This is a genomic window from Nocardia jejuensis NBRC 103114, assembly GCF_001613145.1.
Lineage (GTDB): Bacteria > Actinomycetota > Actinomycetes > Mycobacteriales > Mycobacteriaceae > Nocardia > Nocardia jejuensis.
On the sequence record NZ_BDBU01000019.1, the window covers coordinates 273446 to 294522 of the forward strand.

25 protein-coding genes and 1 pseudogene are annotated in these 21077 nt (G+C 64.2%); 10 read left to right on the plus strand and 16 right to left on the minus strand.

From position 1 onward, the window contains the following. Positions 1 to 14 precede the first annotated feature (14 nt). Positions 15 to 1160: a radical SAM protein gene (locus NJ1_RS16350; protein ID WP_067694456.1), complete on the minus strand. Its 1146-nt coding sequence runs from the start codon at positions 1158 to 1160 to the stop codon at positions 15 to 17. Beyond that, positions 1157 to 1840: an AAA family ATPase gene (locus NJ1_RS16355; protein ID WP_067694458.1), complete on the minus strand. Its 684-nt coding sequence runs from the start codon at positions 1838 to 1840 to the stop codon at positions 1157 to 1159. Before NJ1_RS16355 ends, NJ1_RS16350 begins: the two co-directional genes overlap by 4 nt. A 185-nt stretch (positions 1841 to 2025) precedes the next feature. On the opposite strand from NJ1_RS16355, the gene NJ1_RS16360 reads away from it, so the two are divergent. The 4 genes from NJ1_RS16360 (at position 2026) to NJ1_RS16375 (ending at position 5304) form a co-directional block, all read left to right on the plus strand. Then, positions 2026 to 3453 (plus strand): NsdA family TPR-like regulatory protein, encoded by a 1428-nt coding sequence (locus NJ1_RS16360; protein ID WP_245717414.1) that lies wholly within the window; start codon positions 2026 to 2028, stop codon positions 3451 to 3453. Further along, on the plus strand, positions 3450 to 4346 hold the full coding sequence (locus NJ1_RS16365) for a phosphotransferase enzyme family protein (RefSeq protein WP_067694461.1): 897 nt from the start codon (positions 3450 to 3452) through the stop codon (positions 4344 to 4346). Before NJ1_RS16360 ends, NJ1_RS16365 begins: the two co-directional genes overlap by 4 nt. Before the next feature lie 138 nt (positions 4347 to 4484). Next, on the plus strand, positions 4485 to 4817 hold the full coding sequence (locus NJ1_RS16370) for a hypothetical protein (RefSeq protein ID WP_067694463.1): 333 nt from the start codon (positions 4485 to 4487) through the stop codon (positions 4815 to 4817). Positions 4818 to 5028: 211 nt separating this feature from the next. Next, positions 5029 to 5304 carry a hypothetical protein gene (locus NJ1_RS16375; protein WP_067694466.1) on the plus strand — a complete coding sequence of 92 codons (276 nt, stop codon included), beginning with the start codon at positions 5029 to 5031 and terminating at the stop codon, positions 5302 to 5304. A gap of 875 nt (positions 5305 to 6179) precedes the next feature. Here the strand turns inward: NJ1_RS16375 and NJ1_RS16380 are convergent. Then, positions 6180 to 7325 (minus strand): transposase, encoded by a 1146-nt coding sequence (locus NJ1_RS16380; RefSeq protein ID WP_067694742.1) that lies wholly within the window; start codon positions 7323 to 7325, stop codon positions 6180 to 6182. Between the two features lie 889 nt (positions 7326 to 8214). Here NJ1_RS16380 and NJ1_RS16390 point away from each other — a divergent pair. Continuing rightward, positions 8215 to 8889: pseudogene (locus NJ1_RS16390) on the plus strand (DUF6928 family protein); the annotation flags it as partial. A gap of 486 nt (positions 8890 to 9375) precedes the next feature. Next, the gene (locus NJ1_RS39170; protein ID WP_218025211.1) at positions 9376 to 9552 is read left to right on the plus strand and encodes a hypothetical protein; all 177 of its coding nucleotides are present in this window, start codon (positions 9376 to 9378) and stop codon (positions 9550 to 9552) included. A gap of 554 nt (positions 9553 to 10106) precedes the next feature. On the opposite strand, the gene NJ1_RS16395 is transcribed toward NJ1_RS39170, so the two are convergent. Then, positions 10107 to 10619 carry a protein kinase domain-containing protein gene (locus NJ1_RS16395; protein ID WP_067694472.1) on the minus strand — a complete coding sequence of 171 codons (513 nt, stop codon included), beginning with the start codon at positions 10617 to 10619 and terminating at the stop codon, positions 10107 to 10109. Between the two features lie 349 nt (positions 10620 to 10968). Here NJ1_RS16395 and NJ1_RS16400 point away from each other — a divergent pair, with 349 nt between their 5' ends. Then, a complete protein-coding gene (locus tag NJ1_RS16400) occupies positions 10969 to 12000 on the plus strand; it encodes an AraC family transcriptional regulator (RefSeq protein ID WP_169813158.1) in 1032 nt (343 codons plus the stop codon). Positions 12001 to 12847: 847 nt separating this feature from the next. After that, positions 12848 to 13075, plus strand: a complete 228-nt coding sequence (locus tag NJ1_RS41175) for a deazapurine DNA modification protein DpdA family protein (protein ID WP_067694478.1) — start codon at positions 12848 to 12850, stop codon at positions 13073 to 13075. Positions 13076 to 13102: 27 nt separating this feature from the next. Here NJ1_RS41175 and NJ1_RS16410 read toward each other — a convergent pair whose 3' ends face one another. After that, positions 13103 to 13450 carry a hypothetical protein gene (locus tag NJ1_RS16410; protein ID WP_067694481.1) on the minus strand — a complete coding sequence of 116 codons (348 nt, stop codon included), beginning with the start codon at positions 13448 to 13450 and terminating at the stop codon, positions 13103 to 13105. Between the two features lie 377 nt (positions 13451 to 13827). Between NJ1_RS16410 and NJ1_RS16420 the strand changes: the two genes are divergently transcribed. Continuing rightward, on the plus strand, positions 13828 to 14187 hold the full coding sequence (locus NJ1_RS16420) for a hypothetical protein (RefSeq protein ID WP_067694487.1): 360 nt from the start codon (positions 13828 to 13830) through the stop codon (positions 14185 to 14187). 119 nt (positions 14188 to 14306) lie between these two features. Here the strand turns inward: NJ1_RS16420 and NJ1_RS16425 are convergent, their stop codons facing one another. The 5 genes from NJ1_RS16425 to NJ1_RS16445 all read right to left on the minus strand — a co-directional run bounded on the left by NJ1_RS16425 (position 14307) and on the right by NJ1_RS16445 (position 15920). Next, entirely contained in the window at positions 14307 to 14642 is a 336-nt protein-coding gene (locus NJ1_RS16425) for a hypothetical protein (RefSeq protein WP_067694490.1), read from the minus strand. A gap of 69 nt (positions 14643 to 14711) precedes the next feature. After that, the gene (locus NJ1_RS16430; RefSeq protein ID WP_157574029.1) at positions 14712 to 14939 is read right to left on the minus strand and encodes a hypothetical protein; all 228 of its coding nucleotides are present in this window, start codon (positions 14937 to 14939) and stop codon (positions 14712 to 14714) included. 10 nt (positions 14940 to 14949) lie between these two features. Continuing rightward, complete coding sequence (locus tag NJ1_RS16435) at positions 14950 to 15357, minus strand: hypothetical protein (RefSeq protein ID WP_157574030.1); 408 nt, start codon at positions 15355 to 15357, stop codon at positions 14950 to 14952. Next, a complete protein-coding gene (locus tag NJ1_RS16440) occupies positions 15354 to 15587 on the minus strand; it encodes a hypothetical protein (RefSeq protein ID WP_067694499.1) in 234 nt (77 codons plus the stop codon). The genes NJ1_RS16435 and NJ1_RS16440 overlap by 4 nt, the downstream gene beginning before the upstream one ends. Before the next feature lie 120 nt (positions 15588 to 15707). Further along, entirely contained in the window at positions 15708 to 15920 is a 213-nt protein-coding gene (locus NJ1_RS16445; protein ID WP_067694502.1) for a hypothetical protein, read from the minus strand. 22 nt (positions 15921 to 15942) lie between these two features. On the opposite strand from NJ1_RS16445, the gene NJ1_RS16450 reads away from it, so the two are divergent. Further along, complete coding sequence (locus NJ1_RS16450; protein ID WP_067694505.1) at positions 15943 to 16278, plus strand: hypothetical protein; 336 nt, start codon at positions 15943 to 15945, stop codon at positions 16276 to 16278. Between the two features lie 89 nt (positions 16279 to 16367). On the opposite strand, the gene NJ1_RS16455 is transcribed toward NJ1_RS16450, so the two are convergent. The 6 genes from NJ1_RS16455 to NJ1_RS16480 form a co-directional block, all read right to left on the minus strand. After that, positions 16368 to 17102 carry a class I SAM-dependent methyltransferase gene (locus NJ1_RS16455; RefSeq protein WP_067694508.1) on the minus strand — a complete coding sequence of 245 codons (735 nt, stop codon included), beginning with the start codon at positions 17100 to 17102 and terminating at the stop codon, positions 16368 to 16370. Between the two features lie 39 nt (positions 17103 to 17141). Then, positions 17142 to 17855: a PIG-L deacetylase family protein gene (locus NJ1_RS16460; protein ID WP_169813159.1), complete on the minus strand. Its 714-nt coding sequence runs from the start codon at positions 17853 to 17855 to the stop codon at positions 17142 to 17144. Positions 17856 to 17950: 95 nt separating this feature from the next. Beyond that, positions 17951 to 18868, minus strand: a complete 918-nt coding sequence (locus NJ1_RS16465) for an NAD-dependent epimerase/dehydratase family protein (RefSeq protein WP_067694513.1) — start codon at positions 18866 to 18868, stop codon at positions 17951 to 17953. Next, positions 18859 to 19713 carry a formylglycine-generating enzyme family protein gene (locus NJ1_RS16470; RefSeq protein WP_169813160.1) on the minus strand — a complete coding sequence of 285 codons (855 nt, stop codon included), beginning with the start codon at positions 19711 to 19713 and terminating at the stop codon, positions 18859 to 18861. The genes NJ1_RS16465 and NJ1_RS16470 overlap by 10 nt, the downstream gene beginning before the upstream one ends. A 169-nt stretch (positions 19714 to 19882) precedes the next feature. Beyond that, positions 19883 to 20656: a phytanoyl-CoA dioxygenase family protein gene (locus NJ1_RS16475; RefSeq protein ID WP_067694519.1), complete on the minus strand. Its 774-nt coding sequence runs from the start codon at positions 20654 to 20656 to the stop codon at positions 19883 to 19885. Positions 20657 to 20674: 18 nt separating this feature from the next. After that, complete coding sequence (locus NJ1_RS16480) at positions 20675 to 21076, minus strand: TrmO family methyltransferase domain-containing protein (RefSeq protein WP_245717420.1); 402 nt, start codon at positions 21074 to 21076, stop codon at positions 20675 to 20677. Position 21077 lies beyond the last annotated feature (1 nt).

A 21077-nucleotide genomic window follows, 5' to 3' on the forward strand; every position in this document is an offset into this window, starting at 1 on the left:
CTCTGTCGGATAGTTCATCGGCCGTCCTCCGGCTTGGCACTGGATTTCCACAGTCGACATACGGGAACGATGTCCTCATACGCGTTGCACGACGATGTCCCCAGCACAAGCTCCTCGGCGGGACAACCACCACCACAGGCACCGGCTTTACATCCGCCGCAGCTGCTTTCACTCAGCACGCTGGTGAACAATTCGAACTCGTTGGCTCCGTGATTGAGCTGCACCTGCCCATCGGTCATCTGTGCGAAGTTCATCGTGGTGTCGAACAGGTACGAGCACACGTAGCAGCGGCCATCCGGGAAGATCGAGATCCGATCCAGTGTGCGCCCAATACAGCCCTGATAGCCCTCCCCCGCGTAGCGCTCCACCTGATCGCGTCGAGCGTAGGTCGGCTGAAACCAGACCCGCGACTTATATTCCGGCGCAGCATCACTAAGCTTGTCGCAGAACTCGACCCACTCGAGCGGGTTCATCGCAATGTCGGAATTGCCATGGCCAGTGCCGATGGTGCTGAACACGTGGAACTTCACCAGGCTCACACCCAGGTCATCGGCGATGTCCAACAGCCGCAGGGCATCGCCTTCGTTCGCTTTGTTGACCGTGCAGATGATTCGCGTGTCATACCCGCGGCCGGCCAACTCTTCGGTCGTGTCGATCGCGATGTCGAACGTGCCCGCACCGCGGACCGCGTCGTGGGTGGTCGCGCTGCCACCATCCATGCTGACCTGAACATAGGCGAAGTCCGCCGGCTCCATCTTCCGGAACTTCCGCGCAGCCGGCACCTGAGCGTTCGTGGTCGTGATGACGTCCTCATAACCGAGTTTCGCTGCGGCCCAGATAGCTTCACAGAAGTAGGGGTGCAGTGTCGGCTCGCCGCCGAGGATGGTGACCTTGCTTCCGCCCAGCTTGCGCCAGGTCCGTAGCGTCTCGACGATCTGCGGCAACTCCATCTTCAGTGCTCGATCGAGACGCTCGCCCATATAGCAGTGCTCACACCGCAATTGGCATGCTTCGGTGATGTACAGGTAGACGTTGCGGAATCGCCCGTAGGCCACTCGGTCCACACGCGCCGGTTCCGGCATGTCGATCCGACGCGGCATCCGCGCATGACCGTAGGCGTCGCTGCGAATGGTGGGGCGGGGCAGGGGAACAGAAGTCATCGCGCTGCGCTCCGTGAAATCACCAGTGGAACAAGCAAATTCGCCGCGCCGTCGATCGTCGTGGTGGTATCGAGCTGGGAGACCGGGATACCCGAGCCATGGAAGCCTGTGCGGATCCCCTCCGCAGCCTGCTGGTACCGCTTCATCCGCGCCCTCCTCAAACTGGGCGAGTCGCTCCGTCGGGGGTGCAAGGTCCCCGCGCAGCGCGAACACTTCCAGGGATCACCTTTCGCGGGGATGGCTGGTAGCCGCGGATCAGAGATCGGGTCACACTCGCAGCGATGGCAGACCTTGCGGGTCCGTGCCCGCTGTTCGAGGGTCTTGTTGTCGGTGAACACTTCCACCGCTTCGATACGGCACGTCGGCTCGCACTCACGAACGACACTCACCAGCTCATCTACCTGACTTGCCGATCCCGGAAAGTTGTCCAGCAAGACGGTAGTGACAGCTCGATCAGCTTGCACGCCAACGAAGTAGCGGCTCAACGCCTCGTCCACCGTGAACGGGTCGAGCCATCCCGGATGCTGGCTGTTGCCCGCCGATATCGACAGCAGATCGCGTGGAACGTGCTCCCGCAGGCGAAAGACGCTGATGCCGGGTTTCCCGGCCAGCATCATCGTCAACGTCGTCTTGCCTGCCGCCGGCGGGCCGAAAAGCGGTACTACCAACGACAACCCCATGGTGTTCTCCTTCGCTGATTCGAAAAACGAACAGCAAAAGGATCCGGCGAATCGCCAAGGCCAACCACCACGTTGGCGCATGCGCGATATGCGTCGAACGCATACTCCTGCGAATCGAGCGGTGGTATTTTCCGCTGATCAGGGTTAACGAGGGCGGCGCTACCCACACCATTCGGAGCGGTCACATGACACAGGATCCGCAGTCCAACCGCTATTGCACCCGATGCGGTACACGGTTGAGTCAGTACAACACCGAAACCTGCTGCGGCTCTTGCGAAACGAAGTCGCGAGAACAGCTCGAGAGCCCTTACCGGACCCCGCCGGGGTTCTGGCACACCGACCAGATTCGCGATGCGCTCGCTACCTGGCATATGGGACGGGTCATCTTTGCCTATCGCACACACCCGTTTCACGCCCGGCCATTGGCCCAGGAAACCATCGCTACCTGGCTGAGTCTCACCCAGGCTCAGCTCAGCAGGATCGAGAAGGGACCGGCGCCAGAGCAGCTCAGCAAGCTCATCCGGTGGGCTCAGATCCTTCAGATACCTGCTGACCTCTTGTGGTTCCGGTTGCCACCGAGAAACGTGGATACCCTCGAAGACGTGAACCGCCAAGGATTTCTGCGCGTCGCCACAGTCACGGTCGCCTCCCCTGCGGCGCTTCTCGATGCCCTGACCGCGATTCGACCCACCCCCATCCCGTCGATCGTCGGCATCGACGAAATCGAACAGATCCGCAAGGCCGCGAAAGTCTTCAGCTCGATCGACGCCTCAGGCGGTGGCGTTGTTCGTGAAGCGGTCCTGGCTCAGGTCCGATACGCCATAGGCCTGCTCAATACGACCTGCGACCCCAAGTACAGGGACAGTCTCCATTCCGCAGTCGGCTACCTGACCCACACCGCCGCATTCATGGCATTCGACCGATACGAACACGACGACGCCCGCACGATGTTCTCCCTCGCCCTCACCTGCGCCGAAGCTGGCAACGACTGGCACCTGCGCGCCAAGATCCACTCCTCAGCCGCCAGACAATCCATTTGGTGCAAGGAACCCGACGACGGGTTGACCGCAGTCGGGCTCGCGTTCACCCGTCCTGATCGCCTGACAGCCACCGAGCGCGCCATGCTGCACACCACTCATGCGCGTGCACTGGCAAAGTTGGGGCGAGTCCAAGAAACACTCGCGGCAATCGGCCGCGCTGACGATGAGTTCGCACACGCCAATCCGAGCGAGGATCCGCCCTGGATGACGTATTACGGCGCCGCCCAACATTCCGGCGATACCGGGCACGCGCTCTTCGATCTGGCTATCCACGGCCGATTCGTCAACGAAGCCCGAACCCGGTTGACGACAGCGGCACAAGGACATAGCGACGCTTACCTGCGATCCCGCGCAATATCCGCGACCAAGCTCGCTTCACTGATCATGGCAACCAGCGATCCCGTCGAGGCCGCAGCCGTCGGCCACCACGCGCTCAGAGACGCCAGCCATCTGCGCTCCCGTCGAGCGGCAGACGATTTGCGCGAACTGCGCGCGTTCGCGCAATCACGGACCGACCAACCCCATGTCGCGGAACTGACCGACACCATCGACGAACTGCTGCCGCTCGGATGAGTACCACCGATCCCACCGAGGATGTCCTTCGTGAGGCATGCGCTCGCGCGGGGCTGAGCTCCCACGGCGCGAGGGTTCTCAACCGCAGCGAGAATGTTCTCTACCGCCTCGACGGGAAGATCGTGGCCCGGATCGCCCGCGCGGGACAACAGTCAGCAGCTCGACGCGAAGTCGCGGTGGCCCGATGGCTCCAATCCTCGGAGCTCGCCGCAGTCCGAGCGGCACCCGGGATCGAGCAGCCCGTGGAAATCGGCGACCGTGCTGTGACGTTCTGGAAGGAACTGCCCCCGCATCGACCAGGAACTCCAGCGCAGATCGGCGCCGCGCTCCGCCGACTGCACGATCTCACTCCTCCGACCACCATCGAACTGGGCACACTCGATCCGTTCGTCAGGCTCCAGCAGCGAATCGACGCGGCCACCACCGTCAGTTCCGATGATCGCGAATGGATGGGTGAGCACCTCGCCGAACTGCAGGAACGATGGGCCCACGTACCCGCCGGCCTGCCGTGGTGTGTCGTTCACGGTGACGCATGGTCCGGAAATGTCGTCGCCACAGATGACGGAACGGTCGTTCTACTCGACCTCGAGCGGACCTCTCTCGGTCCGCCGGAATGGGACACCGTCCACACTGCGATCAAGTGCAAGTCCTTGGCTCAGATCGCCGCACCGGAATACCGATCATTCTGTGATGCATACGGTTCCGATGTCACCACGTGGGGAGGCTATGAGCTGCTGCGCGATCTTCGCGAATTCCGTATGACTACGATGGCCGCGCAGACCGCCACGACCTTCCCTGCTGATCGAGAACAAGCGGATCACCGTATCGCCTGTCTCCGAGGGAAGTTCGGACCCCGCCCGTGGTCTGGATGGCACGCAGTTCCATCCCAGTAGAATCGCGCTGCAGGGCGAGGAACCCGATTCTCGACCTACGACGACGCGCACAAGCGAGCCAGCGCTGACAGTCGAGCCCGGCCCGCTGGACACCGCCGGCACGGTCACCCTATTGATCACGATGACGTTGTCGCTCACATGACGTTTGGCACCTGGAAGAAACTGCTGCCATCCAAGTATTCAAAGCACCCGTCCGGAATCGGGAAAGATGCCCAGCGTGACTTCTGGAACGACGCGATCTGCCAGGCATTCCCCCATCACCCGGACCCGTTGGTGATCATGTACTGGGTGGACAGACTGCACGGCCTGCGCAACCGTGTCGCCCACCTCGAACCGCTGTGCGACACCGTTGTCATGGGCTATCACCGTACAGTCGCCAGGCTGCTGAGGGCGATCGATCCAGAACTGGCCCAGTGGTACAGCGGCGTTAGCCGGATTCCTGAGGTGTGCAGGCGCAACCCCTTGCTTTGAAGCCCTGCACGGTCGACGAGCACACAGTCCCACCGACCTTCGTCCTGGTCGGCAGCAACATGGGCCACGATCCTGCCAGCATCGAAATAGGACGAAACTTCAGGACACAAGAGCCCGGACACCCATTACTTCTCTCGCCCAGATTCGAATCGCCGGCCACTGTCACCGGGCGCTGTCATGCTGAACGCGGTCTACGGGGAAGGGGCGAACGATGATCTACTACCTGTGCTCGAATCCGGGGTGCCTGTCGAACTCGCACATGATGCCGTACTGCCCGAACCGGGGACCGGAGGTTCGGTCGTACACCGCGTCCGAGCGACGCGCCGCCGACCATCTGTGGAAGCTCAAGTCCCAAGGGCGAATCTCCGCGCCGATACCCGGATCTTCCAGCGGCTGGAGCTGGGCACTGCCGCGCATGCTGCCAATCCTGTTGCCGGCGGCCATCTTTCTGTTCTTCGTCGTGCTGCTGGTGTTCGGATCCCGGTAGAACCACCCCGACCTCGGTGATCCAGAGGTGCCCTACGCTCGACAAGCGACAGCCCCCGGTGGATAAAGGCCGTCGGGGGCTGTCGCGGACAGAAGGGGCTACCGGGGTTATCAGGTGAACAGATCTCGCAGATGCGCGGTACCAGTGGCGAAGTAGCGGGTCACGCCCGCCGTAGTGACAAGCGGCCACCAGCCATCGACACGGGTCACCCGCGGTCGATCAGTATGTCGTCCAGCCCGTCCAAGGTGGGCGAGGTGTAGAAGTCGGTGGCCAACTCGATCCATCACCAGGCCAGGCTCTTGCCCGTGGTTAATCGCCCTTCCCGCTACTACGTCCGCTTTGACTCTCGGACCGAGCTATTCGTCGCCGGTTGCGATACGCCCGTTGTCTGCAGGCGTTGTCGCAGTGCTCGGGCGGGCGACCTCTGGCCTTGGCGCCGGACCGCGCGACCGCAGCCCTGACGCGGGTCCTGCACACGTACCACGTGCTGGAGCCCCATCAGGAACTCCTGAGGTTCAAGCCGCTTATCCCCGGAAACCACCGCAGACGCTACAGCTCTTCGTCCGCGAACACCCGTGCCGCCACGAACCCACCTCCGGCATACCCACCAACATCATCGGCAGACAAGCCAAGCACCACCCGCACACAGCGCCCTCGAATGCGAAAACTGGTGTCCACCAGCGAGCGACGCCATATCCGCCCGATTCTAAGCGAAGGCTAAGGCGACCTCGAGTCAGACAAGCGGACCCTCGACAGGAAACATTCGGAGCTGTCGCCCAATTTGTTGTAACGAACGTTCTCGTGGAATCGAAGATCAGTTGCGGCGAGAACCTCACTTCCGCTTGATCAGGAGAAGCTAAGCTTCAACGGTGCAGTCATCGATCCGGATCCGATTGCAGAATATCATCGACCGTATAGCCGATCCAGCGTTCGTACCGGTCGGCAGGGGCCAGTTTGGGGAAGAACTCACGCCGTAGATCGCCGATAAGGCTTGAATAGTCAGAGTTCTCCACGTTCAGTACGGTGTGGAGAACCCTGAACACGGCCTGGAGTGGCTCGGGCTCGTTGGCATCGGATAGTGCGTTGAGGACGGCCAACGCGGCGGTCGAAGTTTGTTCGCCGCTGTCCGAGGTGGTCCATAGCTGGATACGAGTGTCGGAGTTGAAGGCGTCCCAAAGTTTCGTGGCGTTTTGTTTGTCGAACGGAGAGGGCAGCGGGGTACCGTGGTCCAGTGCTGCCAGGCCGTCGCGGATCCAGTCGATGTCTACGATGCCAGCGATCGTGTAGGCCCGTCGCGCTGCCCAAGCGGCAATTTTTCGTAGTTTCGGTGCCCGGGCGCGCGCTAATGCGTCGACAAGCATTCGGTCGTGACCTGCGAATTGTTTAGCGTAGGGTACGTATTCAATTTTGTCGGTGGGCGGTCGTCCCCCCCAATTGATGGCGTTTTGCTTGATTGAGCGCGCCATCTGCTCGTAGCCGTACTTGATGTACAGGGTAGCGTCCGCAGCAGGATCGGGATCCCACCAGTTTCGCCTTTTGTGGACGGTGATGTCGTTGTTCCATGCCGCGTCGGACTTGTGGATTCGACACATCGCCGCGGGTTTCGTGACCTTCCAGATCTGGACGAGGTATGACTCAGTCGGCTCGGTGACGGTCAAGTCCCAGTTCATGTCTCGCCCTGTCGCGCTGACCCGGACGGTGTTGAGTCCTTTCTGGATCGACAGCGTCGGGAAATCCCGGGCAACGTCGCCACCCAGTGTGAGGACTCGGAACGGTTTACTCACTTGGATTGTGGCTTCTTCGATGACTTGCCACGCGTCGACCGCGCTGAGGCCATTGGGCTTGGTGGTGAGCACCTCGACCGTTACGGACACCGGGCCGTATGCAACCCCGGTCATGACAGTCACGAAGTTGGGCCCTACTTCGATAACGCTGCCTGTCGCGGCAGGCTCGTAGGTCACTGCGGACGGTGATCCGATGACGAACTGATGGTGATCGGCTTCGACAGTTCCTGTGTGCATCACGAGAGTGGCCTCTCAAAAGTGGCTGTCGAGCTGCTCCACCAGTGCGGACTGTTGTGATACGCCCAGCTGTCGATGCATATTCTCATGCTCGAAGGCTACGAGACGACCACCTCATTCGTCTGGTGTGTCGAGACGGCATGGCACCGACCGGCAGGCTGTGCTGATCACCATAAAGTTCGACCGGTTCGCCCACACCGGGGCCGGGGCCGGGGCCGGGGAAATCCTGACCGGACTACGCAAACGCGACGTGCTGTTCGGGCTCGGCCACCAAATCCACGATCCTATCCAGGACGTGCGCGTCGTGAGCGGCGCCACTGCGGCGGATGCGAGGTCTCGCGTCGTTGGACGTCACCAGGGCCCAGCGGCGCGTCTGGTCCATGTCCTCGATGTTGAGTTACAGCAGTTCCTCGGCGCGAGCGCATCTCGCCCATAGGATTAGGAATTTGACCGCCGGTAGCATTCACTCATCGGCGGCCAAAAAGGAACAACTTGGTGCCGCTCGCGTCGAAATAGGTGTCACTGTTCGAAACCGCCTTCAGCGATGTACAAACTGGACTTCAGTTCATTTGGTGTCGCCGTTCACGCTGGATCAGCTGCCGATGAGACGTGTGTGGCGATTTCCCGGCTTCCAGGCACCCCACCGCTGTCGAATCTCCACCCAGCATTGGGAATATGGCCCGGCCGGGTCTGGCTGCCATGTGACAGGATCGACTATCTGCGATTGGGATGCGGGCTTGCTTCGTTCCAAGTCTATGCACTTCGGATGGCCGATGGCTTGTCCGCCATAATTCGAGGAGATAGCGATGGGGGCTAAGACGGCCTTGCTGGCGTTCACGCACGGCGACATTCGTACTGAGCTGTCGGGGGCGCCACAGTCGGAAGGGCCGAAGCAGAAGCGCTGATACGCCGGGTCCACCCGGGCTACGTGGTTGAGCCGGCCGAGGACAGCACGCTGCTCGCCTGTGTTTATCCCCCGGACGATCACACATACGCCACGGTGCTGGCCGGGGCGGAGGTCCTTTGCGATCAGAGGTTCATGCTCGACCGCCCCTCTCAACTAGCCGAGCACCTGCGTAAGGCGGGAACAGGTCGGCGAATCATCATGCACGCGATGCACTCGGTAGTCGACTGGCTGGCCTTCGCAGTATGGGAGGACGGCACATTGATCCGATCGCTGAGCGTGTCACCAGAGGATGGCATCGTGGAAAATATCGGCGACCCATTCGACTTCGAGCTGCCCTATTGGGCAGGCAAGCATCCTGTGGAGCCTGTCCCAGGTTGGCCTGATCAAAGTCCGTATCCGTTGCCGTTCCATCCGCTTGAGCTGGGCGAGCACGCCTTGCGTTGCCTGTTCGGTTTCGTCGTGGAGGGCTACGACGACCCCGCCGATGTTCGTGCGGAAGATATTCGCGCCCATGGCTTTCTGGTGACCGACCCAACGGGCGAAGAACACTCCGCGCAAGAAGCACTGTATGCGAAGGCGGAGCAGACGTTGGGGCTGCCGCAAGTGTTCCGCATCGGCCCGGACGGGTTCACGCAGGCGAGTCTCGGAGATTTCTGATTCCGCTAAGCAGACGAGCAGACCACCACTCCCCGGCCAGACCGCAACCCCCGTCCTGAAGACGAGTTACGAGCTGAGAGAACCAAACTGCCGACGAGTCCGAGACACGCCGACTATCCACAGTCCCGTTCAGCCGCAAAATAATCCGCACGTCAGCACTGAACAGGACTTCCTACAGTTGCGGGCGCGGTGTTCGTGTTTGGCAGACGGTCGTTTTCCGAACGCTCAAATCGTGTTCTGGTTCGGAACACGCTATGGAGACCGCGATGGCGAACTGTGCAATCCACAATGAGGGGACTAGCCAGGAACAGAAGCGCGATCTGCTCATTCATCTGCGGGACCTGCTCGACAAGGCCATCGACACCATCGAGCCGAGGCCATTTGAAGCGCCCGGTAGCGCGGCAGCGATCCGCGCCGACTACCTCAGCCAGCTTCAGCGCACGTCCGGCTGGGCGATACGTGCCGCGGTGACCGCGGGCATGAGCAATGGGCATGACATCGCGGTGGATGGCGATGAGCTGCCAGCTGCCGGTTGGCACCATGCACCGCCAGTATGCGGCGGGCCGTCGGATTGTCGTGCGCGACAACGTCACTCAGGAACTCGACTACAGCGACCCCACCGAGGAAGACGGCGTAGCTATCGAGAATGACACTTCTCACTAGTGAAACTGGAGGGGATCCTGCGCGATCCGGTCTCGGTCTGGCTCACCCGGGCAGGGCGCGCCACCGCCCGCGTCGGCACCGGAATCCGCCCAGCACCAACCACGCCACCCAAAGGGCTACTGAAAGGACAGCTTTGGCGGCAACTGGCCGAGGCCTCCGAGGCCGAACGCGACGGCCCCGCTACGGGCCGCTGCACGGGCAGAACCACCTCTACCTGTGTGTCGGGTACGAGCAATACAACGGCCGCGGCTATCTACGATACGAAAACTGCGGGCCCGGCGGGCACCCGGTGATCCTCTGGTGCGGTTGGTGCCGCGCAAGGTCCCGCCGGATCATTCGCGGTCGATGACCCGCGACGAGGTCACCGGGTTGCTCGCGGCGGATGCGCCACTGCGGGAGCGCATTCCGGGCCCGCCCTTGCGGGTGACGGACCCGCACCGGTTATCCATGTCCAGATCCGGGTTGACGAGCATCAGCAACTAGTCGGCGCGAGCCGCAGTCTCGTACAGCATCGTCCACAACACCTGGTCATTCGGCCGAGCGGCACCGCACTGCTATTGCCGCGCCTGCTGGCCTGCCGGAAGTCCGGGCCGGTGTTCGTGACCGATCGCAAGGCCATACCTGGTGTGGCCGTGCCCGCTCATCCGCATCAGCATCGTTGTCGACGCCCCGTCGTGGGCATGGGCGTAGTCCAGGGCATGCGCGGCATCAGTGACCAAGCGCATGATTCGCTCCACCTCCAGCCCGCCGGGCCTGTGGTTCAGCGCTCCCGCCAGGTCGCCGCCCGCGACGTGACGCATCGAAATCCACAAGGGCACGGCATCCACGTCGCTGCAATCAAACACCTGCACGATATTCGAGTGATCCAGCCCCGAGGCGAGCTTCGCCTCACGCGCGAACGCGGTCCGCGATTCGTCGCTGGCGGCGAAACTCGCATCCAGCACCTTGAGCGCCACAGTGCGTTTGAGCCGCGGATGACGAGCCGCGTACACCGACCCCATCCCACCAGCACCGAGCACACGTTCGATGATGAACCCGGCCAGCTCCGACCCTGCTCGCAACTGCATTCTTCCCTCCCCGTCCGATCCACTCGAGCATGCCCCCAACTGCCCGTCCGCGCAGTCGATTCCGAGCCCGCACACCCCTGGAAAATATCCGGAGCCGCACTTTCACGAGTACCGGATGGACCTTGTCGAACGCTTACGATCCGGCAGCCTCGGCAAGCGGAGCGCGGGGAACGCACCCGATTCCGGGCCACCGACAGACGAATTGGCGGGGGCTGCCGGTGGCGCCGCAGGCACGCTGGTGCCCTTCCCGGAACGCACGGCCCGGCGGGTTCGGCCAGGATATTATGTCCGGGGGTCGGCTTCGCTTGCGGGACAGCACTTTTGCCCGAACTGCCTGCGGGAGGTTGGTGTGGACACCGGGTACGCGACAGTGGACGTGGACACGTCTGTTGTCTCGGCGGCTGATCGGATCGATTACTGGAGCGTCCACAGTCGGATGAACCAGGGCGACATGCGACTGAGCTTCGTGAGCCCGCAACAGTTCGCCGGAACCATGTGTGTGCAGCGCGGCGGCGGATTTCAGTTTGTCGATGCGACAGCCGACGCGGTCGATTACATCAGAACACGCCGACAGGCGCTCTGCGATGACTACGGGGCCGCTCTTCTCATCGTCTCGCACGGTGCCGACGTCGTGATCAGCCATGGCGACAACGAGATCGGGGTTCCCTGCGGTCGGCTCGGTTTGCTGGACATGGGACGTCCGCTGTGTGTGTCGATTCCCTCCGGTACACGTGTTTGGGCGATAGGCGTTCCCGGGGAGTATGTACCTCGCGGTACGTTCCGGGACAACGCCCCGCCGCTCCTCGGCGCGGGTTGTGGTTCCACCGCGGCGGTGCTCGCCCTGTCGCGCACGATATCCGATCACTCGGGCTGCCTGACCGGCCACGAATTCACCGAGATCAGCGCACGATCGATGGAACTGCTGAATCTCGCACTGCATATACCGAGCAGAGCGGAACAATCGCAGTCCGCCGTCCTTGCCCACACCGCCCGCTCCTATATCGCGCAGCGCAGCAGCGATCCGCGACTCACCTCCGACTCGGTGGCCGTGCACCTCGGCTGTTCGCGGCGAAAACTGGAGTACTCGCTGCGCAGCATCGGCGCGCCAGCGCCAGCTCGCTTGATCGCCGACACCCGAGTCGAGCGCGCATACCGAAGGCTGACCGATCCCCAGGAGAACGCGTCGATCAGCGAGATCGCCTATGCGTCGGGGTTCGACGCCCTAAGCACCTTCCACCGTGCCTTCGCCCGCCGCTTCGGCAGATCTCCCACCGCGGTACGTCGAAGGCAACAGCGCTCACCCGGACCCAGCAGCCTCGCTGATGACCCCCATGCGCAAATCGGGAAGGAGGCTGCGCAAAATGCGCAAAAAATACTCTGACCTGCCAATACTCTGAGATCGAGGCCACGAGAGGCACCCTCGGATTCGGAAGTTGGGTTAACAATGTTCGGTTCCACACGTGAATTGAAACGAGAGGTCGGTGCGACCTTGCCCTCGCGAGCGAGACCGATTGGCCGTGCTGACAATTGGACAAGGGGGGCCATTCGTACGCGAGTACTTCGCCGCGTCGGCGTGCTCTGTGTTACCGCCTCAGTCGGTCTCGGCATCGGCGTGTTCGGCATGGGTACCGCGGCAGCGTGGCCTTGGCCTGCGGGTGTCTCGTGTGGATACGACAGCTTCCACGTCGGCGACATCTATTACACCCATGACCATGTGCAAGATCCTGGCAATGTCCAGTGGTATCGCGTCACTCGGGACGCCTATTTCCCCGTGGGCCGCGCGATGGACAAAACCAACGTCTGGGGTTCGGACAACTGGACCTCTTGCCCGTTCCCGGAGGGTTAGCCAGAGGCCGGAACGCATGTCCGGCGGTCGTCGTCGCGCCTTGGTCCGGAATTCGACGTGGTCCAATGGTGATGGGTGAACCTCCTTGTGTTGCTGTGATCGACCGTGGTCCGAGAGTATTCAGGGACGAAACCCTCTGTGCCGCAACGGTCGAACGCCGGGTCACGGCGGGTGATTCGACGCGACGGATCACATGCTCACGGTGTTGGTCACCGGCGGCGTTCGCCGCGGCGGGTGGTTTCGGTGCTGGCGTGGCCGAGGCGTTTGCGGGACGACAGATCAGCGCGGGTGACGAGTCCGATATGGCTACCTAGGTAGATAGATATCTAGCTAGCTATCACGGCCCGGCCACCGCCGCAACCCGTCCACACCCGGTTTCGGGGTGAAGGCCGAAGGCCTGGGAATGTACGGATCCCTGCTGCACTCGAGCGATTCCATGGCGTGGAGCAAAGCGGCGTTGTACGACGCGCCCTTGCCCGGGTGCGCCCACAAGTCGTGCTCGAACTGCCCGCGGTACGCGATGCGCTGGCGCACGCACGTAGTGGCCGCGGCCGCCGCGCACGCGCGCCATCCCCGCGGGATTCAAATGAGCCTGTTCACCGCAGCGTGAGTCGATCACCGAAGAACGCGAAGCCGGTTACAACCTGCGGATCGTCCGGCTGACCTCCGCGACGAAACCGAGCGTTTGCGCCGCCGCGTCGAGCTCCGCATCATCGGGCCGATCACCACTGCTCGTGCCGGCGACAGCGGGCCCGGCGGTGCGACGGTAGGTCAGGACATGGCCGAGGAACGGGTGCCCGGTGCGCGCGTACAGGCTCATGAGAGTGTCTGTGTCCGTGCGGCATTCATCGCTGATCGGAGTAAGACCCAGCTCGTCGTACAGCACGACCTGCAACTGCGGGCACTCCCGCAGCGGGACCGCTCGTGCGATCATCGCGTAGGCGGCATTCTGTGCGACGGCGGCAGCGTCGTCTGCGATCGGCATGAGCCCATCATGCACGACCGGTCGTGGCGGTCACGACCTATTCCAGGTCCCCGGGCTGCCACGCGTAACCGGTTCGGCGCCACCGCGTCGTCCGTATCGGCGGCAGTGGAATACCGTTGCGCCACATCACATATCGCATGTATGCCACGCGAAGCTGTTCGCGCAGGTCGTCCGGGCGGATTCCCCGGGCCCGCAACTCTTCGCGCTCATCGAAGTCCATACCCGTATTCGACGCACACACCGCCGAACGGTTCCCAGCGAGTTCGTGAGCGCGCGGCGGATGCGCGTTCGTGGGACAGATACGAACGTTTTCGCCCAGTCCACCGCGCGCGATCGGCGGCAACGTAGTGCGTTCTGTGTTGCGGCATGATTGGCGGATGGAGTTTCAGCTCGCGGTGTCGGCTCCGCCCGACAGCCACCGGTTCACCATCGTGATCGAGCCGGAGGCAATGCAATACGAGTTTCCAGGGGAAGGCAAAGTCGTCCTCGCCTTCCGCGGACCCGATGCGATGCTGGCCGAACTCAGCCATTACCCCGATACGGTGGTCATCTGGCGGCCGGCCGACACTCAGGTCTGGGCTACCACCGCCGACGGGAGATCCGAGCAGATCGCCGGATTCGCAGACAATCCTGCGCCTGGCCTCGACACCGGTGGAAAGCCACTGGATCGCCCACTACGTCAATCACTTGAATCAATCTTCTACAGCCAGCCCGCAGACCACGATCCCTCGCACTGACGTACTGCCATTCGCGAATGACACCGTCCACCAGCCCAGCACGGTCACCTTCGAGCTGCCCACCCCTCGATCCCGTAACCCGAGGAGGACCGAACCGTGTTCTCTCGGAACAGGTTCGGTCACCACAGTGGTGGATCCGGTGGGCATTCGCACGCCCCGTCCTTCCACCACCCGCACCACACGCACGGGATCGGCAACGCCGCGAACACCCCGCTCCCGAGCCACTGATTGGCCACCCGCCCCGGCGTCCGAATCAACGGCGGATCCCCCAGATCCACCATGATCACCCGATCGGTCTCCCCGCGCGCGAGCGCGGCCGCCGCCAAATGCGCGATATCGGTGATCGGCACCGCGATCGCGGCCGGGCGTACCCGGGACATGGGCAAGAGCCCGGTCGGAGCCGTCTCAGCGACGGCGTCCTCCGGCTCGTCTTCGTCGCCGAGCCCCGCGACCACACGATCAGCATCGCACGCGTCACCAGCGCGCGTCCACGCCACAATCGGCGTTGACCTGCACCGATCTGATCAGAAGAGGCGGTCCGGGCCCGGTCGGCGGGGCGGTGCGGGGCGGTCGCGGACCTGCTGGTGTGCGATACGGCCACGGCGATCCAGTTCTGCGCTGATCGCGTCCTCGACCTCGGCGGCCTGGCGCGTCCAGTAGACGATTTCCTTCGGATCGGTCGCCTTGCTCAGCTCGTCGAGGATCTCCTCGCGGTTATCGCGTAGATCCTCGAGCTTGTCGATGCCCATCATGACCTCACGATCAGGGCAACTCGTCCACCAGCACCCGCGGATCCAGCTCCCGCAAGACCGGTCCCCGACTGGTCAACACCGGATAGTCGCGTCCGACTCCCGCGGCCGCGACCTGCGCCGCGGACAACCCCTCGCGCACCTGCGGGGCGGCGGCCAGCACTTCCGAGACCACGATCGCACCGGCCTGGTCCAAGTCCAGGACCACGGTGTTCGGCAGCCCGAGGAGCACATCGAGCACCGCGCGCTTGTCCGCAGGCACCAGTGCGCGTGCCTCGGCCAGTGCGGTGGTGGGTATCAAGATGACGCTGTTGAGTTCGATACTCGCGAAACCCACCGCGAGGGCATACGGGGCTTGCTGAGCCCACGCGATCACCGCAGCGCGGTCGAATACCACGCCGCCCACAGCAGCTGAGCTCATGCGGCGCCGACGTGCGGCGTACCCGACCCGCCTTCCGGGTCGTGCCCGAACAGCCTGTAGGCCCGCTCGAGGGAAGCCGGATCGACCTTCCCACCGGCCAGGCGGGTGATCGCGGCCAAGGCCTCGTCCCGCTCGGCCGCGTTCGGAGCAGGCGCGGCCGCGTCCAGCGCGGAGCGCAGCTGTTGCACTACCTCCTGCGGCAGCGACATGTGCATGTCCCGATCGGTCATGCCCACCAGCGTATCGGCCCACGCCAGCCAGCGAAACCCACACCACACGCAAGGGGCGCCGGGTGTTCACCACACCACGCGGGGCCCGGACGCTTCCCCGCTCCCGGGCCCCGCGCGGTGTCACGCCGGATCGGCCGGCACCAGATACGCGATCGGCGTGCGGAACGGATACCGGCCCGCCGCCGCTCTGCCCGCGACGTCCTCATCCTCGCCCGAATACGCCTCTACCGCTTGGACCAGCACGTACGTGTCGCCCTCGACCGGATCTTCCCTCACCTCGACCACACTCACCGCACCGGCTGTTGGTCGCACTCGATCACCCTTGGACACCATGACGGCGAGAATAATCGAACATATGTCCGATATGGTGCAGGGCGTGGCGGACAATCGCGAACCCCGGCACTACCGCCCGATCTACGTCGCCGAGGGCCGCGTCGTGGATCCGGGCGCACTCGTGAAACTCCCGGACGGACGCTACGTCGAACCGCAACTGGTGCGCTGCGCCAACGGACACAACGTGCTCGCGCCCGGAGCCGCGCTCATCGGCTGGCTGTCGTGCCCGGTTCCAGGCATGCGAGGGGGTCACCGGCTTACGCGATGCCGCTGTGGCGCAGTGGATTACAGGCCCCCGCTGGATCCGGACTGTCCGTGTCAGCGCGACCCGTACCGGGCTCCGGAGTTCACGCAGTAGTCGAATCCCCTGAACGCTGCTGGTTACCACGAGGGAGGCAGGTCCTCGAACACTCTTCTCCTCGTCTCGAGGACCCCGGGAACAGCACGTCACTGCCTAGCCAGTACCACCAGATACCGCGCGCCTTCGCGCTGCACCGATTCCAGTGTCCAGGGCGTGGAGGCCACCACCGCCTCGAGTTCATCGATCGTGGCCATCCAGAAGTCGAACCACGCCGTGGTGGTAGCGCGGTGGCGCAGGCGCAGATGCAATTGTCCGCCCAGGCGGCCCTCGCGCAGGTTGCGTTCGTAGTAGCGCTGGTGGGCATCGTCAGAGCTCACGTAGGGGTCGGTGCCGAGACCGAACAGCCGTGCGCCCGGCGCGGTGAAAGCTGCTGTCGTGGTGAGGAATTGGGTAGCAGCGGCGGGACTGCCGAGAAAACCCAGCGTGCCCCCCAACACCAGGACAGAGGAGAACATCGTCGATTGCGCGGGCAGATCACCGACGCTCCCCAGGAAGCTGTGCCTGACCCCGCGCCGACGACACACCTCGATCGCGGCCGGCGAATGGTCCACGCACAGCACGTCCAGGCCACGATCCTGCAGCTCCAGCGCGGCGCGCCCCGCCCCCGCACCCACGTCCAGGACGCGACCACCGCAGCGGTCGATCGCGTACCGTTCCAGCTCCGGCCACTGCGAGTACGGCTGGAAGTAGCGGTCGATAGGCCGGGCGGTGATGTATCCGTCGTCGCGTTCGGTGATCTCGCAGATACCGCCGACCTCGTGCTCGTCCAGCAGTGCTTGCCCGAACACGTCGCTTCCGACAGGGATCCGGTCCTGGCTCATCACAAGAAGTCCTTCTATCCGGTTGCCGCAGCAGGGGTTTCAGGCACGTACACGAAGGCAGTGGAACGCCTCGGCGAAGGCGTATCCGCTTTGTGCTCCCCGCACGGCCGCCAGCGCGCGCAGCGCGTGTTCGGAGCGGGTGTGCGGGTGCGGTCGGCATTGACTGGCGTGCGCTGCCAGGCCGCCGATTTTGCGGTCGAGGTCGTGTTCGCTCAATTCCACGAACATCTGCGGTGCGGGCCCGGGACGACCGCCGTTCCAGCAGTCGCCGACCTCTTCATAGCCCGGCACCAGACTCGGCTGGTGCCGGTAGGTATCAGGGCCTGGACGCAGCGCCGTGATCGCCGCGGTCCCGAGAGCGGCATGATCCTGGTTGTAGCTGGACGGGTCCGGGATCGCCACGACGGTCGGGGCCAGCGCCGCCAGCGACAACGGATGCTCACCGCGTTCGATCAGGCCGATCAATTCCGCACGCGGCACGGTGTCCAGGCGCAGGTTGTAGTCCTGCCCGGGCAAGGCCAGGTGGCTGCCGGTCAACGGCCAGAAAGCGTGCGCGCGGCGCATTTCCTCGCGGCGCTGGGCCGCGCTCGAGCCCCCGGCCTCGGAGAAGTCCGCGATATCGGCGATCGTCACCCACAGCACGAACACGCGCCCGCCCGCACCGAGTACACGGCTGATCAATCCCCCGCAGCCGATCGCCTCGTCATCGGGATGCAGAGCCAGAACCAGCAGAGTGTGTCGAGCCCAATCCACGAACATGATGCTCCGATCCGAGATCGCAGGCCTCCTCACACACGTCGAGGCTCAACCCCACCCTTGAGGGGGGGTCGAGCCTCGACGACGGTGGTCTAGGCCGTGAGTTGCTGATAGGTCAGGGCGATGCCTTCGGCGATACTGGTGCTCGAATGCCACCCCAGCTCACGAGCGGCCAAGCCCGAATCCAGGGCACCGTGCTTCCACTCCCCCGCCCGGGCGGGCGCGTGCTCAGCGGTGATGGCGGTGCCCGCGGCAGCGTTGACCGCCTCCAGCAGTTCCCGCACGCTGGTACCGCGGCCGGTGCCGATGTTCAGCACCGATTCGTTCCCGGTGTACTGCGCCGCGGCCAAGAACGCGCGCACCACGTCCGCGACATACACGTAATCGCGGGTCTGGGTGCCGTCGCCGAAGATCGTCGGGGTCTGCCCGCGCGCGATCAGACCGCAGAAGATCGCGACCACCCCGGCCTCCCCGTGCGGGTCCTGACGCGGCCCGAACGCATTGCCCAGCCGCAGCGACACATGCGCACCACCGTGCAGGCGGTTGTCCAGGGACAGGTACTGCTCGGCGCAGTACTTCGAGATACCGTACGGGGCTTGGGTTTTGGGTATCTGTGTTTCCGGGGTGGGCATCGGCACGCCGTCGCCGTACATGGCGCCGCCGGTGGAGGCCATGATGATCCGTGCACCGACCGGGCGGGCGGCCTCGATCAGGTTCATGGTGCCCAGCACGTTGGTGTGCGCGTCCATCAGCGGCTCGGACACCGAGTGCCGCACGCTGATCTGCGCGGCCAGGTGGAAGATCACCTCGGGTCGCTCGCTCGCCACGATGTCCGCGACCGCGCCCGCGTCACGAATATCCACCTGATGCAGGGTGACTGTATCGGGCACGCGGGATTTGTCACCGGAGGACAGGTTGTCGATCACGCTGATCCGGTGCCCGCCCTCCACGAGCCGGTCCAGCAGATGCGAGCCGATGAATCCGGCCCCGCCGGTGATGATTACGCGCATTGGTACCCCTCTGGTGTCGTGTTCGGGCGGTCATCGGCGGCGCAGCGGAAACCGATTTCGAAGGAGGAATAGTTCGACACACAGGCGATGCGTTCGGTGGTGCGGGTCTGCCACCGCATGTGTTTCCATCCGCCGCCACGTACCACGCGATAGCGCAGCAGCATAGCAGCGGACAACGCCGGATCGATCTGTGTCCCACAGGCATACGGGGTGTACTCGCTCGCGGTCCACTCCGCGACATTGCCCGCCATATCGGCCACCCCGTACGGGCTGTCTCCTATCGGGGAGAACGCACCCACCGGCGTGGTCCCCGGATTCGGGCCCTGGTGGCTGTATCGCGCGCGCCACCAGGTACTCCACTCGTCCAGGTTGTGCAGCGTCCCGGCCCAATGCTCCGCGCACGCAAGGGCATCGGCGTTCCAGTCCGCTCCCCACGGGTACGGTGCCCACGCCGGTCCGTGTGCGGCGTACTCCCATTCGATCTCGGTCGGTAGCCGTTTGCCGGCCCACCGCGCGTACGCTTCGGCATCGCTGACGTTCACGTGCAGCACCGGATGCTCGGGCCGGTCGGTGACCGCGTCGATCCCCGGCGCCGGGGTGTGCCAGCACACCCGCGGGTCGGTCTGCCAGTAGGTGGCCCCGTACATCAGCCCGAAGCCGCGCGCTTCGGCGCCGGTGCGGTATCCGGTCGCGGTGACGAACGCGTGGAAGTCGATGTTCGTCACCGGGGTGCGGTCGATCCGGAATGCCGGTATTTCGCGGATGTGTTGGGGCGCTTCGTCATCGAACCATTCGCGCCCGTACTGCTGCTGGTGGATCACCTCACGCAGGTGCGCAAGTGGCACGGCAGTGCCGAGCCCCGAGCACACCGCCGGGGCCCGGGCCGGCCGTGTCGGACATGTCCGTGACGAGCGCGGCCGAGTCCTCGGCGCAGATATGGGGATGGGTGAAGATCACCACCGACCCCACCGCGCGAAGCGGATTCACAGCGAGCCGGTCGAGAACATATGGGGGTTACGGGGCCCGGAACCGCAGGCCTTGCCCGCCCCCGGCGGTGCGGCTGTAGCCGAACCGCTGCGCGTTGGTTCGACACGCGATCGAGGACACCACCCAGTGCGAGGAGTACGCGCGCCGCCATTGCGGGGAGTTGTTCACCGCCGAGCAGTGCAACACCTGCGAATGCAGCACCACCACCCCGCCGGCCCGCACCGGCAGCAGCATCTCCCGGCGCACATCGATCGAATCCGACTGCGGGACATGGTTGTAACTCGCGCCGGGCTGAGGGCTGTGGGCCAGCAGCGCACGGTGGGATCGGTCGATGACCCGCAAACACCCGTTGTCCAGTGTCGCGTCGTCCAGGGCCACCCACATCACGATCATGCCGTCGGCCGGGGCGTAACCCAGGCTGGCGTTTTCCTGGTGGTAGGGCTTGGACGACCCGAAATGCGGTGGTTTGGCGAACAACTGGTCCCGCATCAGGAACGCGGGCTCACCCAGCACTGTGTCCGCGAGCTCCTGCAGTCGCGGGTGGAGAACGAACTCCCGAAACGCGGGATGCTTGAGAAACGGATAGTCGATCTTTCGGGGCGCGAGCGCACCATCGATCCCGCGGTCGACGGTGAACGCCGAGCCGGGATTTTTCACCATCTCCTGCTCGGCCACATCCATCGCGACCTGCGCAATCCGCGCGACCTGCTCGCGCGCGAGTACCTCTTCGATGACCGCGAATCCTCGCTCGTACAGTTGGTTTCGCGCGTGGGACAAGGACGTCACCGGTGCCGCGAGCATCGTGGATACCTTCTTTCTCTACTGGTAGGTGGGCAGTGTGAGAGCGGGTTTGATGTCCAGCAGCGGGGAGCCGGTGACGCAGTCCATGCCCCGCACCTCGATCGAGAGTCCATCGGCGGCCACGGCCACGACGTCCACGAGGGTCAGGCCGATCGGATTGGGCCGGGCCACACCACGACTGGCCATCACCCCCGTCAACGGACCCGCCGCGGCCATGTGGCGCCGTGTCACCGAACGATCCGCGAGCGCGGCCCACCACAACACATGAGCGCGAATACCCGCCCGCACTCCCTCCACGCAGCCGACATACGTCGCATCGATGCGCAGTGTGCTGATCACCGATTGTGTCCATGGCCAGCGCGGGCAGTCCGCGACCCGCGCGTACGGCGTGTGGACGGTCCCGACCTGGACCAGGTCCATG